Origin of the sequence: Aquirhabdus parva, from assembly GCF_003351745.1 — a bacterium.
GTDB lineage: Bacteria > Pseudomonadota > Gammaproteobacteria > Pseudomonadales > Moraxellaceae > Aquirhabdus > Aquirhabdus parva.
Map to the genome: position 1 here is coordinate 1,720,205 of NZ_CP031222.1, position 17,352 is coordinate 1,737,556.

Genomic DNA, 17,352 nt, shown 5'->3' on the forward strand with positions numbered 1-17,352 from the left:
CATCTGCTTGAGTGCGCTCAGTTAATTATAGATATAGGATTTTTTAACATGCGGGATGCCCGCGTTCTTTTAAACGCCAAAGCTTTAACTCACAATCTTCACCGTGTTCGTGAATACGCCCCTCACAGTCATGTTTTAGCCATGGTCAAAGCGGATGCTTACGGACATGGTCTCGCATTCGCATTAAGTGCATTACAGGACGCTGATGCACTAGGCGTTGCATTTTTTCAGGAGGCACGGGATATTCGTGCACTGGGCAATACGCAGCCTATCGTAGTCATCGAAGGTGCTTTTAGCTTAGAAGAATGGATTGAGTCCTCAAAGATCGGTACCCAATGTGCGATTCATCAAGAGCGCCAGTTAGAGTGGGCACTTCAGCATATCATCCCTAATGCAACGATCTGGCTTAAAGTGAATACAGGGATGAATCGCCTCGGGTTAACACCAGAACAAACGATTACCGCAGCAGAACAATTACGTGCGGCCGGTTATCAGCTCATCCTAACCACTCACTTTGCCAATGCTGATGAGCCTGATCATCCGATCAATCAACAACAGATTGATACTTTTTTAACTCTAAAAGCCCAGCTTGAGCCAATCCAAGTTTCCATGTGCAATTCGGCAGCCATCATGCAATGGCCTGAGCTTCACTTGGATTGGGTGCGTCCGGGCATCATGCTGTATGGTAGCTCTCCTTTTGCTGATCACACCGCTCAACAATTGAATTTACAACCTGTGATGAGCCTAAAAACACGCTTGATCGCGATGCATCAGATTGCTGCAGGCGTGACAGTTGGCTATGGTGCACGCTACACCACGACACGGCCTACACACCTCGGTGTCGTTGCTATGGGTTATGGCGATGGTTATCCACGGGTTGTTGATCATGCACAGGTAAGTATCAATGGCCAGCTGATTCCAATCATTGGCCGTATTAGTATGGATATGCTCACCGTAGATTTAACGGATCTATCGACTTCTCCGAATCTTGATGATGAGGTCGTGATGTGGGGGGGCGAGATCAGCGTGGACCAAATCGCAGCGGCCGCGGGGACCATTGGTTATGAGTTATTCACACGACTTTCCATGCGACCTGTGCGCTACATCACGCAATAGGGTATTTCTACATGATGCATATCTATCGCGCATCCTACAAAAGACTGCTAAAATCAAGACAAATGGATACAGGCATTTAATCATGCGTTATAAAAGGAATTCTGCTCAGGATGAGCTGATGACTAGTTTTTATGCTTACAAAGATTCTTTAGCATTTGTGGCTAAACAAGATCAAAATTTTCAGGTTGGCTATTGATATGCGTATGATTAGTCAGATCATTCACTTTGCTTTGACTAAGGCTCTGCCGCTCAGTCTGCTCTTTCATATCCCACATGCTTCAGCTGCCAACCTTTATATTTTCAAAGACAAGGATGGTAATGCCTTGCTGACTAATGTGGTTGGTCGTGATAAAAAACCAAAGGGTGAACTCAGCCAATACAGTAGCCAAGTGAAGGTGACATGGTATCCAGATACTAACGTCCACGCCTATCGAAACTGGGGTGGTAGTGAAGCGTCGGTTCTCCCCAGCTATAGCCGCAACCGCAATGCTTATGATGACCTGATTACCAATGCTGCAAGCACGTTTGGCGTGGATCAAGGCCTTGTTAAAGCCATCATGCATACCGAATCGGGGTTTAATCCCAGTGCGCGTTCACCTGTTGGTGCACAAGGTCTTATGCAGCTTATGCCTGCAACAGCGCGGCGCTTCTTTGTTAATGATTCTTTTGATCCTGCCCAAAATATTTCTGGTGGTGTGAAGTACTTAAATTTCCTGCTTAAACGTTATAATAATAATCACGAACTGGCGATTGCCGCATACAACGCTGGAGAAGGAAACGTCGATAAATACCATGGTATTCCGCCATTTCGGGAAACTCAGGATTATGTGAAACGCGTGATGAGCCGTTTTAATAACTTATACAGTAATGGCATTAAAGTAAGTGCGAGTTCTACTTCCTCAAATAACGGCAGTGAATCAAATTTAGGTGCGCGATCACGTCCTATTATTACCTATACGAATGCTGATGGCTCAGCCAGTGCAACGTTCACTCCGACCAGCCCTGCGAATACCAGCGCATTTGGTGCGTTGCGTAGCTCAGCAAATTAAAAAATGGCAATCAACCATATTACACGCGCCCAAGCAGCATGGCCTATTCTCATACGAACAGCTAGAAGAAGAGCGCGTATCAGTTATAGTGAACTGTGTGGTGCAATTGGTCTACATCCACGCGCTGCGACTCATTTACTTAACGTAATCTATCAGTACTGCTTGATTTATGAGCTTCCCCCTATTGTTGCTTTGGCTGTGAGTAAATCGAGCCAGCTACCCGGTGTTGGCTATACAATTACTGGTCGAGGAGGTTTTGATTACGAAGCCCTTTTAGAAGAGATCTATGATTTTGATTGGCCAGATCGAGTTCCTAATTTTGCATTAATTGACCCAAAGCGTAAAATAACTAAAAATATTGATTAACAAAAATATAGAAAATTTCAGCCCTTAGCACAGACTTGGCACAATAATATTCCCTGCAATTGGGTTATTCTTTCTTCAATTATTTTTTCTATTTCGTTCAGAAACCTTTTGAACTATTCGAGTTTCTTTTTATGTTGCCACGCTCACGCCCACTGCGATTCGTCATCATCACAGTCATAGTGCTTATCAGTATTGCCTTAGTGTGGTATGTGTTGAAGCCCCAAAATACAACTCCAGAATATATCACTGCCGCGGTAGTGACTGGAAATATTGAGGACAATGTGCTGGCTTCAGGGACCTTGCAGGCAGCCCAGCAAGTCAGTGTCGGTGCACAAGTCTCTGGACAAGTGAAAAAACTATCGGTCAAACTCGGCGACGATGTTAAAAAAGGGCAATTGATTGCACAAATTGATTCGACTACTCAACAAATTACACTTAAAAATAATCAAGCTGCAGTGGCAAATTTAGAAGCGCAGAAACTGGTGAATCAAGCCAATCTTGAACTTGCTCAAGTGCAGGCAGATCGCATGAAGGTCTTGCTGCATGATCAGGCTGTATCTAAAACAGAAGCCGATACCGCTACATCAACTTTAAAAGTCTCTAAGGCGAATATCGCGGCGATTGATGCTCAAATTGAGCAAGCCCAACTTCAGGTGAATAATGCGCAGGAGTATCTGGGCTACACCCGAATAACGGCGCCTATGGATGGGACTGTTGTTGCCATCGTCACTGAACAAGGGCAGACCGTAAACGCCAATCAAACGGCACCCACCATTATCAAGCTTGCAAAGCTTGATACATTGACTGTCCGTGCGCAAATTTCTGAAGCGGATGTTGTCAAAGTTAAATCAGGACAAACCGTTTATTTTACGATTTTAGGGAATCCTGATAAACGATACTATGCAAAGCTGCGGAGTATCGAGCCTGCACCCGAGTCAATTGCAACAGATACAACTACATCGAGCTCAAGCACTACAGCGGTTTATTACATCGGTTTATTTGATGTGCCGAACCCTGATGGCGAATTAAGAATCAAGATGACTGCTCAAGTTTATATTGTAGTGGCAGATGCAAAAAATGCCCTCCTTATACCTTCTGCGGCATTAGAAAAGGCGGCCGATGGGACACAAAGCGTTCGAATCTTAGATGCGACTGGGCAAGCGCAAAAACGTACGGTCAAAATTGGTCTAAATAATCGTGTCAATGCACAAGTTCTATCTGGCCTTAAAGCAGGGGAAAAAGTAATTATCGGGAATGCTTCTGATACTACGGATGCAAAAAAAGCAAAACGTGATCGGGAAATGTAAATTATGAATTTTCCGGTTCTCACTACTGATAATATAGAACATGTAACAAATCCAAAATTAAAACCATTGTTACAAGTAACAAATCTTGTTCGGGAATTCCCCGCGGGTGAGAGCGTTGTGCGTGTTTTAGATGATGTCAACCTGAGCATCTATGCAGGTGAAATGGTTGCTATTATCGGACAGTCGGGTTCGGGGAAATCTACCCTTATGAACATTTTAGGGTGTTTGGATCGGCCAAGTGCGGGTAGCTATCGCGTTAAGTCTCAGGAAACAAGGAGTTTAGAACCTGATGATTTAGCTCAGCTACGTCGGCTTAATTTTGGATTCATTTTCCAACGTTATCATCTTTTAGGTGATTTAAGTGCACTGGGTAATGTCGAGGTTCCTGCTATCTATGCAGGACTCAGTGGTCAGAAAAGACATGAACGTGCAAGCATGTTACTGAAACGTTTAGGACTCGAACAACGTCTTCACAACCGACCCAGTCAGCTTTCTGGAGGTCAACAACAACGTGTCAGTATAGCTCGAGCACTCATGAATGGTGGTGATGTCATTCTAGCAGACGAACCGACAGGTGCACTGGATCGACACAGTGGCGTTGAGGTGATGAATATCTTGCGGGAGTTAAATAGCGAAGGTCATACCGTTATTATTGTGACCCATGATCCCAATATTGCTTCACAAACGGGTCGAATTATTGAAATCAGTGATGGTCGAATTATCTCTGATCGACCTAATACCCCCACGCCCCCACTCGATCAAAAAAAATCCTTAGTACGACCATCCATTTCAGACCGATCTTCTTTTAATGCGTTATTTGGTCGGTTGACTGAAGCATTTCGTATGGCGCTTCTTGCCATGAATGCACATCGTATGCGCACTTTTCTGACGATGCTCGGGATTATTATCGGGATTGCATCGGTAGTTTCTGTTGTTGCTTTGGGTAATGGCTCCCAAAAACAGATTCTGAGCAACATCAGTGGACTGGGTACCAATACGATTAGTATTTACTCCGGTAAAGACTTTGGTGATATGCAGAGCAGCAAAATTCAAACATTGCGAGCCAGCGATGCTGCTGCCCTGGCCGATCAGCCCTATATTGATAGCGTGAGCCCTATTGTTAATAGCGCTGGAACACTTCGCTTCCGTAATGTTGAGTCCAAAGCGACCATAAATGGTGTCGGAGAAAGTTATTTTAGAGTCGATGGATTAACAATTGCGCAGGGCCAAAGTTTTGACAGCAATGGGGTTCGTGAACAGAATCAAGACGTAGTAATTGATCCGAATACACGAAAAGCCTTGTTTGGTGCAGAAGGAACTCCTGGAAGCATAAATCCCATCGGTCAGGTCATCTTACTCAATAATTTACCGAGCAGAGTCATTGGTGTCACGGCACCTCAAGATAGCGTATTTGGAAAAAGTGACCGACTGAATGTCTGGCTCCCCTATAGTACGGTCATGAGCCGTATCTCTGGACAAGGATACTTAAGTGGTATCGTTGTTCGTTTAAAAGATAGCACACCCAGCAGTGCGGCTGAGGCTGCCATTACGACGTTATTGACACTAAGACATGGTGCCGAAGATACATTTACTCAAAGTAGTGACTCGATACGAACCATGATAAAGAAAACAACGTCGACAATGACGCTCTTGGTCTCTGCAATTGCCTTGATTTCATTGATGGTTGGAGGAATTGGGGTCATGAACATTATGCTGGTCTCTGTGACTGAGCGTACTCAAGAGATTGGCGTACGCATGGCAGTTGGTGCGAGACAAAGTGATATTCTGCAACAATTTCTGATTGAAGCCGTCCTAGTCTGTTTAGTCGGTGGGCTATTAGGTATTGGTATTGCCTTATTAGTAGGTGCTGTCTTTAGCCACTTTGCAGCAGGGACGTTGCAAATGAGTTTTTCTACAGTCTCGATGGTGGGTGCATGCGTTTCTTCATCACTCATCGGTATTGTTTTTGGTTTTGTACCGGCTCGCAACGCCGCACGCTTAGATCCTGTTGTGGCATTAGCGCGGGAGTAGGTTAAAAACCACTATGCTGGATTTGGATAAATTTCAGAGCAAACCGTTGCAATGGGTAGATATTTTGTCCAGCGATTACGAATGTAACTCATCCCTTCATAATAGGCTTCGGGAACTTCTGAGCTTCCTAAGCTATTATGAAAACATAAAGCCTCGATCACTACAGTCTCTTTCCCCTGCTCTAAGAGTCGATAAGGAATGTCTGTGCCGTAGAGATGCCACCCTAGTTCTGCAGCGCTACCCACATAGTCTTGTTTAAAAAAACCAAATAAGAACTCATCAAGCGTACTGACAACACTGGGAGATACTCCTCCTTTTAACAGCTTATGTCGATCGGCAACTATGCCTGTTGCATAATTTTGATCTCCATTAAAACCTGCGCCATATAAACCAAATAATGAAGCATTTACAAACTTCTGCTTGGCATTAATGACATGTTGGCAAAATGTTGCGTCCCACGAGTGTGGTAAATAGACATCTTGATGAGCGTAAACGACAAAATCGTGCTGTGCATAGGAGATCCCAATTTCCAATGCCTCGGCTGCACTATTGGCTGTCACAGGGATGATTTGATGAAGATGTCCATCATGGAAAATGGGGGACTTTAAAAAATTGTCCATCATTACTCGTTGATCATTCATTGGGACGATGAAAGATATTGGAAAAATGGCCATCTTAGACATTGCATAATAGGGGTTGATAATGGCTTTAAAGACGTATTGACTCGTCGATAAAAATAGTTTGCTTCGTTCATCATCCAAATTTAAGGAGGTCAATAATGGTTTCATAGCCTGAAAGCTTGCTTCAGGTATTGGTGGATCGAGTAAAAAAAGAGGAATAGTTGGCTCATACCCTGTATCTAAGAGCAATTTAATAAAACTGGCATAGGTATGTAAATACTGGTTTCTCTGGATATCACCAACCAGCAAATTATTCAGTTCCAACCAGTGTTGGGCATTCGGAACGCTGAATAAGATACAGCCATCTGGTTTTAATAATTCCCGCAGTCTGATCAATGTATTAAAGGGTGACCGAGATAACGGCATGATGTCATCACAGCAAATGCAATCAAAAAGTTTACCCGGAGGGAGTCCTACACCTTTTTGAAGATTACCAATAGAGTCAATGCTTACATGCCAAAGATTATAGACCCTCTCACTTTCTTCAAGCAGAGCCGAGAGTGTATTTGTATGTACTTCAAGAAAATCAACTGCACTATTGGGGATTTGCGCTACGAAATTCATATCCATATGATAGACCTCGGTTTTTATATAAAATAATTTATAGGGGTCAAATCACTCTTTTACGTTTACCCACACCAAACTTAGGCAGCATCCAATGCATAAATGCAGTCAGTATAGCCACAATCACAACGACCCAAATCACCCATGTTGAGAGTCCAAACCGCACTGGATAGAGTACATAAAAAGCCGATAGGCCAATGCTATTACAAGCTAAAATTAAAATCGCACAGGCATAGTCATGAAAACGTCTGGCATGAGCTGAATTGATCATCCATTCGATATCTGAGTTATAGCTCGGTAAAGTTAAGTGAGCGTCATTGAGTTGCTCTAGTTGCGCTAAATAGGCACGAATATTGGCAATAATCAACTCGTACTTATAATTTAAGAAGGCAAAGCTTGCTGAAGCAACCGGAAAACCCAGCAAAATCCACTCAATATGAGCATTATCCAGACCCGATGCACTATGGGATGCAATCAGCGCGGCAAGTAACCCAACAAAAAAACTGATAAAAATGGTGAGCGCTTGTTGACGCTGGGAAGTACGTGCATTTAACTCGTTATAGGCCGAAATATAGCGATAGTTTGAAGTGACGTATTCATTCTCGAAACGATGGGTCATGATAAACCTTATAAACTATTAGATAGACGGCTCTAAATAAATAGGCCTCATCATGAGTACACATTTCGTACTCATGATGTTGATGCAACATAAGACTTGAAATTAGTCCGCCATCATCCGTTCACTCATTGCCACGGTGTTAAAACCACCATCGACATAAAGAATCTCGCCCGTAATTGCCGAAGCCCATGGCGAGCAAAGAAATAATGCTGCATTGCCGACTTCTTCGATAGTTACATTACGCTGTAAAGGGGCGATTTGTGCATTCACATCAAGCATTTTGCGGAAGCTTTTGATACCACTGGCGGCTAATGTCCGGATCGGACCTGCAGAGATGCCATTGACCCGTATTCCCTCGCTGCCCAAGCTCGTCGCAAGATAGCGAACACTGGATTCCAGAGATGCTTTCGCCAGACCCATGACATTGTAGTTCGGTAAAACACGCTCACTGCCTTGGTAGGTTAAAGTCAGCAAACAACCTTGGCGGACACTGAGTAACGGTCTCGCTGCGCGTGCGAGTGCAATAAAACTATATGAGCTGATGTCATGGGCGATTCGGAATCCTTCTCGATTGGTGACCGTTGTGAAGTCCCCTTCTAATTGATCACCCGGAGCAAAACCAATAGCATGTACTAAGCCATCCAAGCCATCCCAATGTTTCGCCAGATCAATAAAGGTTTGCTCAATCTCAGTGTCACTGGCAACATCACAAGCAAATACCAGTGTTGAACCAAATGATGCAGCAAATTCATCTACACGTTTTTTTAGTTTTTCATTTGGATAGGTGAATGCCAGCTCTGCACCTTCACGATGCAAGGCTTGGGCAATGCCATAGGCAATGGATAATTTACTAGCAATTCCTGTCACGAGGAAACGTTTACCTTGTAATAGCATATTCACTCTCTTTATTTAGAACTTAAATCAAAACTGTGAAATTAAAAAATCTTCAATCTGCTCATCCTAACAGATTTTTGATATCGTCCAGAACAGCAAAAATTGACATAAAGCACTCCTACGACATCGCCCCTAAAATAATGAGGCAGTGATCAAGCGTTTGGTGTACTCCATTTGAGGGTTGGCAAACAAATCTGCAGTCGATTGTAGCTCAATCATATGACCGTCCTGCAAGACTAAAACGTGTTGGCATAATGCGCGGACGACCGCTAAATCATGACTGATAAATAGATAACTGAGTTTTTCTTCTTGTTGTAATTTCCGTAGTAGTCGGACTAAAGCGCGCTGCGTTGTTCGATCGAGTGCCGAGGTTGGCTCATCTAAAATGAGTAGCTCCGGCTGCATGATCAGGGCACGCGCAAGTGCAACACGCTGCCTTTGTCCACCAGATAGCTCATGGGGGTAGCGGTGCATAAAGTCTATGGGTAACTCAACTTTCCGTAAGGCCGATGCCACCGCCTGACGACGTTCACTGGCTGATGTAATCTGTGCCTCTATGCCCTCTTCGATGATACTTTCGATGTTGAATCGTGGGTTTAGACTTGCGAAAGGGTCTTGAAATACCATTTGAAAACGATGGCGAAATGGTCGCAATGCAGACTGCTTTAAGCCATGTAAGGCGTCATCACCGAGCCAAATCTCGCCTGAACTTGATATTAAACGTGCAATCGCAAGTGCCAAAGAGGTTTTCCCCGATCCGCTTTCGCCGACCACTCCTAAAGCGGTTCCTTGTTGTAAGGAAAAACTTAGGGACTTTAAGGATTCAAAACTGAGATGAGATTTATGTTGTCGAAAGTAACTCAACACTCCCAATGATTGAGAGTTGAATCGGACACTTAAATCTCGAATCTTAAGAATCTGTGCATATTTATCTGAAGGAATTTGCAATGGATCGCCAAAATGATAGTTCAATAAACTTCGCGTATACTCATGCTGAGGTTGCTTAAAAATTTGATCCGTACGGCCTTGTTCAATGACACGCCCTTCCTGAAGGACTATGACATCGTCACTGTATTGGCTCACTAGGCTCAAATCATGACTAATCAGGAGTAACGCCATCTGTCGTTTGAGCTGAATCTCCTTGATGAGCTCTAGAATTTGCGTTTGCATGGTGACATCAAGTGCTGTTGTAGGCTCATCCGCAATCAAAATGTCTGGATTACCCACCAGCGCCATCGCAATCATGACTCGCTGTCTTTGACCACCAGACAACTGATGCGGGTAACGTTTTAGATATTGTTCGGGCTCTGTCATACCCACTTGAATTAATAGCTCAATGACTTGTTGTCTTTTTTTTACTTCAGGTAATCCTGATAAAAGTATCCGTTCGCCAATTTGATCTTCAACAGTATGTAGCGGATTGAGCGCAGTCATCGGCTCTTGGAAAATAATAGCAATCTTTCGACCCCGAATATGGCATAACGCCTTCTCGGATAAAGTTAAAATGTTATCACCATTCAGCATCACCTGCCCTACAACACTGATGGTATCAGGCAATAACCCCATCAGTGCGAGCGCTGATAACGATTTTCCTGAGCCACTTTGGCCGACCAGTGCAAGAGTGCGTCCAGGATACAAATCGAAAGACAGCGAGTCTATTAAGGTTTTGTGTTGCACTTTTAAAGAAAGCGTTAGATTTCTAACCGCTAAAGAGATTGGTACAGAATCGCTTAGCAGATTACTTTGTTTTATATTAACGCTTGGGGTCGAATGCATCACGAGCAGCCTCCCCGATAAAGACTAATATGGTGAGTAGAATGAGAAAAGTAAAAAATGCAGATAGAGCTAACCAAGGAGAATCCAAGTTATTACGTGCTTGCGTAAAAAGTTCGCCTAGAGAGGGTGACCCGAGCGGTAGGCCATAACCGAGGAAATCCAAGGTGGATAGCGCGGTAATATTTGCAGTTAATATAAAAGGGATCTGCGATAAACTTGAGCTAAAAACATTAGGCAAGATATGTTTGTATATGATTTTAAATGGACTTACCCCCATACCTTGCGCAGCACGAACATAGTCTAAATGCCGCGCTCTTAAAAACTCTGCACGGACTAAGCCGACTAAACTCATCCAGCCAAACAACAACATAATGGCAAATAACCAGTAAACACTGGGTGAGAAAATGCTTACCAAGATCATTGTTAAAAAGAGCTGAGGCATCCCTCCCCAGACCTCTACTAATCTTTGACCGATTAAATCGATTAAACCACCAAAATATCCTTGCACTGCACCTACAACAATAGCGAGCAACGTACCTGCAAACGTTAATGCAATTCCAAATAAAATTGATACACGCAAACCATATAAAATTCTTGCAGAGACATCCCTACCCTGATCATCAGTACCCAACCAGTTTTGGCTAGATGGTGCAGAGGGGACAGAAACGTTGAGTTCTAAATTAGGAGTCTGGTCTGAAAAAGGAATTAGTGGCCAAATCATCCAGCCTTTTTTATTAATCAATTCTTTGACCACAGGATCACGATAGTCTGTTTCGGTTTCAAAAGTACCGCCAAACATCGTTTCGGGATATTGCTTGAATATAGGGGTATACAGATGATCTTTATAAGAAAGCAAGAGGGGGCGATCATTTGCAATCAAGTTAGCGAACAAGGATATGATCAATACGAAGATAAATATCCAAAGAGACACATAACCAAACTGATGTTGCTTAAATCGTTGAATGCGCCCTTGCAACAGCGGACTTAATTGAGTCAAATCGATCATTGAATCCCTCTTTGATTAAAATCAATTCGTGGGTCGATCCAGCGATATAAAAGATCACTCATCAATCGGAGCAGCAGTTGAACAAGCGTATAAATAAATAAGATGCCGAAAATAACGGGATAATCACGTTGTTGTATCGCCTCAAAACCCAGCAAGCCGATTCCATCTAAATTAAAGACGATCTCAATCAGTAGGTTCCCGGTGAGCACGATCCCAAGCAGGGTCTCAGGCAATCTTGCAATCAGCACCAGCATCGCATTTTGAAAGATATGCCTGTAGAGCACACGACCCATGGTCAAACCTTTGGCACGCGCAGTGAGCACATAAGGTTTACTTAGCTCTTCTACGAATGAGAATTTAACGAGATAGGTCACCGCAGCAAAACCACCGATAGTCATAGCGATCAATGGCAATGTCATATGCCATAAATAATCTCTTATCTGTCCAAAAAAACTTAACTGATCAAAGTTTTCAGACATCAGTCCCTGAAGAGGAAACCAATGCAAATACGAGCCCCCAGCAAAAAAGACAATCAATAAAATTGCAAAGATAAACATGGGAATTGCATTGCCAACGACCAGCAATAAGGCCGTCCATTGATCAAATTGACCACCATGACCCAAGGCTTTTTTTATGCCCAATGGAATCGACACTGCATAAATCAGCAATGTACTCCACAAACCTAATGAGATTGTAACGGGTAGCTTGTCAATAATCAGTTGAATCACAGGTTTGTCTTTAAAAAAACTAGTGCCAAAGTTTAACGACGCATATTGTTTAATCATCATCCAAAAACGCTCAGTGGCACTTTGATCAAAACCATATTGAACTTTAATTTGTTGAATGATTTCTGGTGATAATCCCCTCGCACCTAAATACAGAGCTTGATTGGATTGCGCAAGCTTACCCACTTCACCCGATGACTCACCTACATGACCTAAACCTGGTGCTCCGAATTTTGCACGCTCAATAGCTTGCTCGACTGGGCCACCTGGTGCCGTCTGTACAATGATGAAGTTCGTCAGCAGAATTAAAAACAAGGTTGGAATAATTAATAGAAGACGTTTAAATATATAGGCAGTCATTTTATTGGCTGCCTATATACTGATTAATTTTTTGCTCCGCTTTGGCATCAATCCACCAGTAATCCACGCCGATATCATAGAGGGGGCGCTGTTTGGGCATTTGATATTGATTCCAATACGCGACTCGATTTCCCACGAAGCCATATAGAGGGATCATATAGAATTCTGCGCGAAGTACGCGATCTAATGCGCGACTCAAATCGATAATAGAGCGTCGATCTTTAGCAACCACCAATTGCTTCAGCAACATATCAACTACGGGATTTTGAATGCCTGCCGTATTGAGACTGCCTGGTTGCTCTGCGACCTGACTTCCCCAATAGCCTTGTTGTTCGCTTGACGGTGTTAAGGTTTGTGGAAATGTATCCATGATCATGTCGTAATCAAAGCGCCGTGTTCGCTCTATATATTGTGGGATATCGACAACACGAAGGCTTGCGCTGATACCTAGTTTTCCGAGATTGCGAATGAATGGCAGAATAATACGCTGCTGACTCTCATCATTACTTAAGAATCCAATCTTAAAAGGCTGACCATGGGCATCAAATAAATGACCATTCACATAACGATAGCCCGCATTTAACAATAACTGCCGTGCTTTTAATAGGTTGTCGCGGTTAAAGCCTTGTCCATCGCTCATCGGTGCTTGCCAAGCGGTCAATATGCCTTGCTGTACTGCATTGGGTAAATGGGGTAATAATGGTCTTAGATAGACGAGCTCGGCTTCAGTGGGTAGACCTTTTGCTTCAAGTTCACTATTAAAAAAATAACTTTGAAGCCGTGTGTATTGTCCATTTAAAACAGATTTGTTTAGCCACTCAAAATCAAAGGCAAGCGTCAAGGCTTGACGTACGTTGATATCTTGAAATTTCGATTGACGTAGATTAAAAACGAGTCCACTCATCGTAACGGGATTGCGATTCGGCAAAACTTGTTTAATAACCAAACCATTTTTAATGGCAGGAAAATCATAACCACGAACCCAAGATCGTTCGGATTTTTCTAATCGAAAGGTATATTGCCCGACTTTGAAACCCTGAAAGGCAGTATCTAAATCTCGGTAATAGAGATATTTGATTCGATCAAAATTATATTTACCTTGATTAACGGGCAAATCACGTCCCCAATATTGAGGATTGCGTTTGTAGATAATGCTCCGACCGGCATCAATACTTTCGACAATATAGGGTCCACTGCCCAATGGTGGAGTCATCGTCACTTGATCAAAGGAACGATTCTTCCAATCTTGACGGGATAAAATAGACATTTGACCAATCGCAAATGGAATTTTACGATTCTGCTTGTTTTTAAAATCAAAACGTACCGTGTTCTGATCAAGCGCAGTGATTTTTTTGATATCCCCGTAATAAGATCGAAGACCTGGAACAGCTTGAGTCAGGATCGTCTCGAACGTAAAAACTACATCATCGGCGGTGACAGGTAGTTGATTAGAAAATCGAGCATTGGGATGAATATGGAAAATGATCCACGAGGGATCTTCAGTATCTTGTGTGATTTTATCTGCAAGCAAACCATAAGCGACAGAAGGTTCATCCAATGAGCTTACGAGTAAAGAATCCGATAAATAGGCTGTTCCATTCACAGCAGTCCCTTTGCTGATCAGTGCATTGAGACTGTCAAAGGTGCCCTGTGCCATCGTTGAAAAAGTCCCACCCTTGGGGGCATTGGGATTGGCATAAGGGAAAAATGATTCTTTAGCATGTAACGGTGTTCCATTCAATGCTATGGCATTGCTTGTAGTTACGATGGCAGATGCTGGTGTGATTAGAAAAAATACCAGACTAACTATAATAACCTGAATACTGCCCATCCTTGGGCGGTTGCAGCACATGACTAGCGATGACTCTTTTTCTTCGCTACTGGTTTTTCAGGTTCGGGGATGCTGATGGTATCACCGGCTTGGATTCGTGTATCTGCGGGGATATCATTTAAATCGGCTAAAGCCACGACTGTTAGCCCATGTTTGGCTGCTATACGGGCCAATGTCTCTCCACTTCTAACCTTATAGTCACTTGTTGGTGTTTTATCAGCAGATGACTTGTCATCTTTAGCAGATGATTTTTTATTCGGCAACTCAATTGCAGGAACACTGATCGTATCGCCTACCAATAATGAGGTTGTTGCTGGGATATCATTGAGTTTCGCTAAGCTACCAACACTTAAATTATAACGACTAGCAATCTTGGCTAAGGTATCGCCACGTTTTATCGTATAGTCATCTGTTTTTATCGTGCTGGATTTTGCATTAGTTGCTGCTGAATCACTCGCCTTGTCGGCGAGTTTACCAGCAGAATCTTTGGAAGAAGAACTATCAGCGTTTGCCACAAGATTCAAGCGAGTTCCTGTGATCAAATTACTCGTGACTTTTAAATTATTACGATCTGCAAGCTCTCGATTCGTTAGGTTGAACTGTGCGGCAACGTCCGTCAATGTATCTCCTGCCTGAACTACATAAGTCGTAGGCGCCTCAACAATTTTTTTCGCACCATATAGATACAGAGGTGTTCCTGTGATCAAATTCGCATTGGCATCCATCTGATTCCATTTAGCGATGTCACGCCATGCTAGTCCTGCTTTCGTTGCCACATTCGCTAAGGTATCACCGGCTTTAACGATATAAATTGTCCGCACGCCTTTAGGCTTATCCGTTACTTTGACATCGGCTACAACTTTGGTTTCAACAGGTGTCAACTTATGGGTCTTGATATCTGTTGCGGTAGGTGATTTTAAATAAGGTTGGTCATAACTTAATGAACGAGTTTCACCTTGCTTATCTAGCACGGACTGCTGAGTCTGAATAGCCGTCAGCTGAATTTTGCCGTCCAATGGATCAACAACTGGGGTGTTGGATGATGTAATCGATCTAATTTCAGTGACAACTTTACTTTTATCATCCGCACTCAAATTTGGTAATGAGCCGTTTTTGATATCAGCACTCTTCGGATCAATAGCCACAGCGACTATTGGAGCCGAATTCGACGTTGTTGCAGGAGCCACAATAATCGGTGATTGAGTCACTGGCGCAGAACTGTCTGTAGGTGTTGAGGTATTATTTGCAGTAATGTTAGTTGCTGAGATATTCGGATTACTCACAATGGGCTGCACTGTTGATGAAGGCCGTGTCGTAATCGTCATTGTAGTTGCATCGGTTTTAGCGACAATTGGGGCTGGAATATTGCTAACAATCGTTTGAGCTGCGGTACTTTGACTTTGTACAGCATTCGCACTGTTGTTAACATTTGCAACAGCTTTTTGAACATTCGCTTGAGATGGTACGCTGGCTTGATTGGCCATGGCTGCTAGTGCATCGGCATTGCTTGGAATTCGCTGATTACTACGAACCGTCACAGATTCAGTGATGTTCGCTGTCTTACTGCTACTCACCACGTTACCGGTTGCCATAATTGCTGCAGCTTGAGGCGTACTGACTGAAGTAGAGGTTTTACCATCTGAACGCGTTATGGTTTGAGTAATCGTCTGGGTGATAGGCTGGTTCATCGCGAGCAGACTACCTGTATCGGTCACACCAAATCGACTCGGATCTACAGTAGGCAGATTTTTAAGTCGTGCGTCCACCGAAGCAGAAAGACTGGTCGGAATCAAAACGCGATAAGGACCATTCGGTGCAGTAACACCCTGTAAGAAGGCTGGATTGAGTTCGAAGATTTCCTTACTGGTCAAGCCGGTTGTTTCAACAATTTTCGCGAGATCAACAGGTCCTTGCAAGGTCACTGCACGGAAGTGTGGACGGTTTGCAATACTATTTAGTTGAATACCGTAACTTTCTGGATTTTTGATAATTTGAGCAACCGCAATAAAACGCGGCACATAATTCATGGTTTCTTCAGGTAACTTCAGTGACCAGTAATCGGTTGGCAACCCTTGCGCAATATTGCGATTGATCGCTTGTTGGATACGGCCTGGTCCGGCATTGTAGGACGCTAATGCGAGTTCCCATGAACCAAATTTCTGATAAAGGCTGGTGAGAAAATCATAAGCTGCGCGGGTAGATTCAACAACATCTCTGCGTCCATCGTAGTAAGCATCTTGGCGTAGACCATAGATACGCCCCGTACTTGGGATAAATTGCCACATCCCTGCTGCCGAGGCGTTACTTGTTGCAAAAGGATCATAGGAGCTTTCAATAACTGGCAATAAGGCAAGCTCAGTTGGAATACCACGACGCTCTGCTTCAGTCACGGTATAGTAAAAATAACGGCTGGCTCGAGCTGACAAGCGGTCAATATAAGGCTGGCGGCTGACAAACCAGTTACGTTGCGCACTAATTCTCGGATTTTCAACTGATAAATCCAAGCGATAACCCACTCGTATACGGTTCCATAAATTACCATAGCGTAGAACGGCAAGACGATCGCCTTCTACCGCTTCCATATCTGTTGCTTGTAGTAACTCCTCTAAGGAGTCTGCACTTTCGAGATCAAGATTATCCTGTGGATTGCTACGTGATTGTGTTGAGTGATTTTTTTTATTCGGAATCTTATGTGCAGAATTCTGCGGTGGCGTTGAGCTACAGCCAGCCATAATTCCGGCAATGGCAAGGACTAATGCATGAGGGGTATAACGGTATAGCATTGGTAAGGTACCAACGCGACCATCTTGTTTAGGTGTTTGTGCAAGTATTGCATCAGGACCGACTTGCGCAGGCAGCAAAAACGACGACATCATGTATTATTCCAAGTCAAACGCATATGTAATTAACATTGTAGACCGATAATGCATGCTCTACCAATACTCATAAAGTGTTTGGACGTAAGCGAATGTTGCGTTTGTGGTATCTTGTCCTACACTTTATAAAGTTATGTGAACTGTTACACACG

The 17,352-nt window shown here is 43.4% G+C and carries 13 protein-coding genes; 5 read left to right on the plus strand and 8 right to left on the minus strand.

The genetic code is table 11. The features are described from left to right. Nucleotides 1–48 precede the first annotated feature (48 nt). From alr to HYN46_RS07655, 5 genes are all read left to right on the plus strand, one after another. The gene (gene alr, locus HYN46_RS07635) at nucleotides 49–1,116 is read left to right on the plus strand and encodes an alanine racemase (RefSeq protein ID WP_114898825.1); all 1,068 of its coding nucleotides are present in this window, start codon (nucleotides 49–51) and stop codon (nucleotides 1,114–1,116) included. Between the two features lie 197 nt (nucleotides 1,117–1,313). Beyond that, nucleotides 1,314–2,165 (plus strand): lytic transglycosylase domain-containing protein, encoded by an 852-nt coding sequence (locus HYN46_RS07640; protein ID WP_114898826.1) that lies wholly within the window; start codon nucleotides 1,314–1,316, stop codon nucleotides 2,163–2,165. 3 nt (nucleotides 2,166–2,168) lie between these two features. Beyond that, complete coding sequence (locus HYN46_RS07645; RefSeq protein ID WP_114898827.1) at nucleotides 2,169–2,531, plus strand: hypothetical protein; 363 nt, start codon at nucleotides 2,169–2,171, stop codon at nucleotides 2,529–2,531. Nucleotides 2,532–2,662: 131 nt separating this feature from the next. Then, complete coding sequence (gene macA, locus HYN46_RS07650) at nucleotides 2,663–3,838, plus strand: macrolide transporter subunit MacA (RefSeq protein WP_114898828.1); 1,176 nt, start codon at nucleotides 2,663–2,665, stop codon at nucleotides 3,836–3,838. Nucleotides 3,839–3,841: 3 nt separating this feature from the next. Beyond that, nucleotides 3,842–5,869: a MacB family efflux pump subunit gene (locus tag HYN46_RS07655; RefSeq protein WP_114898829.1), complete on the plus strand. Its 2,028-nt coding sequence runs from the start codon at nucleotides 3,842–3,844 to the stop codon at nucleotides 5,867–5,869. Between the two features lie 11 nt (nucleotides 5,870–5,880). Here HYN46_RS07655 and HYN46_RS07660 read toward each other — a convergent pair whose 3' ends face one another. From HYN46_RS07660 to HYN46_RS07695, 8 genes are all read right to left on the minus strand, one after another. Further along, nucleotides 5,881–7,119, minus strand: coding sequence for a methyltransferase domain-containing protein (locus HYN46_RS07660; RefSeq protein WP_114898830.1), 1,239 nt, complete (start codon nucleotides 7,117–7,119; stop codon nucleotides 5,881–5,883). A gap of 40 nt (nucleotides 7,120–7,159) precedes the next feature. After that, nucleotides 7,160–7,732, minus strand: a complete 573-nt coding sequence (locus HYN46_RS07665; RefSeq protein WP_114898831.1) for a hypothetical protein — start codon at nucleotides 7,730–7,732, stop codon at nucleotides 7,160–7,162. Nucleotides 7,733–7,834: 102 nt separating this feature from the next. Further along, nucleotides 7,835–8,626: an enoyl-ACP reductase FabI gene (locus tag HYN46_RS07670; protein WP_114898832.1), complete on the minus strand. Its 792-nt coding sequence runs from the start codon at nucleotides 8,624–8,626 to the stop codon at nucleotides 7,835–7,837. A 132-nt stretch (nucleotides 8,627–8,758) separates the two neighbouring features. Continuing rightward, entirely contained in the window at nucleotides 8,759–10,402 is a 1,644-nt protein-coding gene (locus HYN46_RS07675; protein WP_114898833.1) for a dipeptide ABC transporter ATP-binding protein, read from the minus strand. Next, entirely contained in the window at nucleotides 10,380–11,408 is a 1,029-nt protein-coding gene (locus HYN46_RS07680) for an ABC transporter permease (RefSeq protein WP_114898834.1), read from the minus strand. Before HYN46_RS07680 ends, HYN46_RS07675 begins: the two co-directional genes overlap by 23 nt. Next, a complete protein-coding gene (gene yejB / locus HYN46_RS07685; protein ID WP_114898835.1) occupies nucleotides 11,405–12,493 on the minus strand; it encodes a microcin C ABC transporter permease YejB in 1,089 nt (362 codons plus the stop codon). The genes HYN46_RS07680 and yejB overlap by 4 nt, the downstream gene beginning before the upstream one ends. A gap of 1 nt (nucleotide 12,494) precedes the next feature. Next, nucleotides 12,495–14,234 carry an extracellular solute-binding protein gene (locus HYN46_RS07690; protein ID WP_162818117.1) on the minus strand — a complete coding sequence of 580 codons (1,740 nt, stop codon included), beginning with the start codon at nucleotides 14,232–14,234 and terminating at the stop codon, nucleotides 12,495–12,497. A gap of 113 nt (nucleotides 14,235–14,347) precedes the next feature. Beyond that, the gene (locus HYN46_RS07695) at nucleotides 14,348–17,200 is read right to left on the minus strand and encodes a LysM peptidoglycan-binding domain-containing protein (protein WP_114898837.1); all 2,853 of its coding nucleotides are present in this window, start codon (nucleotides 17,198–17,200) and stop codon (nucleotides 14,348–14,350) included. Between the last annotated feature and the right edge of the window lie 152 nt (nucleotides 17,201–17,352).

Coding starts and splice junctions, on each gene's coding strand:
- alr (WP_114898825.1), top strand. CDS start 49: ATGCGGGATGCCCGCGTTCTTTTAAACGCCAAAGCTTTAACTCACAAT.
- HYN46_RS07640 (WP_114898826.1), top strand. CDS start 1,314: ATGCGTATGATTAGTCAGATCATTCACTTTGCTTTGACTAAGGCTCTG.
- HYN46_RS07645 (WP_114898827.1), top strand. CDS start 2,169: ATGGCAATCAACCATATTACACGCGCCCAAGCAGCATGGCCTATTCTC.
- macA (WP_114898828.1), top strand. CDS start 2,663: ATGTTGCCACGCTCACGCCCACTGCGATTCGTCATCATCACAGTCATA.
- HYN46_RS07655 (WP_114898829.1), top strand. CDS start 3,842: ATGAATTTTCCGGTTCTCACTACTGATAATATAGAACATGTAACAAAT.
- HYN46_RS07660 (WP_114898830.1), bottom strand. CDS start 7,119: ATGGATATGAATTTCGTAGCGCAAATCCCCAATAGTGCAGTTGATTTT.
- HYN46_RS07665 (WP_114898831.1), bottom strand. CDS start 7,732: ATGACCCATCGTTTCGAGAATGAATACGTCACTTCAAACTATCGCTAT.
- HYN46_RS07670 (WP_114898832.1), bottom strand. CDS start 8,626: ATGCTATTACAAGGTAAACGTTTCCTCGTGACAGGAATTGCTAGTAAA.
- HYN46_RS07675 (WP_114898833.1), bottom strand. CDS start 10,402: ATGCATTCGACCCCAAGCGTTAATATAAAACAAAGTAATCTGCTAAGC.
- HYN46_RS07680 (WP_114898834.1), bottom strand. CDS start 11,408: ATGATCGATTTGACTCAATTAAGTCCGCTGTTGCAAGGGCGCATTCAA.
- yejB (WP_114898835.1), bottom strand. CDS start 12,493: ATGACTGCCTATATATTTAAACGTCTTCTATTAATTATTCCAACCTTG.
- HYN46_RS07695 (WP_114898837.1), bottom strand. CDS start 17,200: ATGATGTCGTCGTTTTTGCTGCCTGCGCAAGTCGGTCCTGATGCAATA.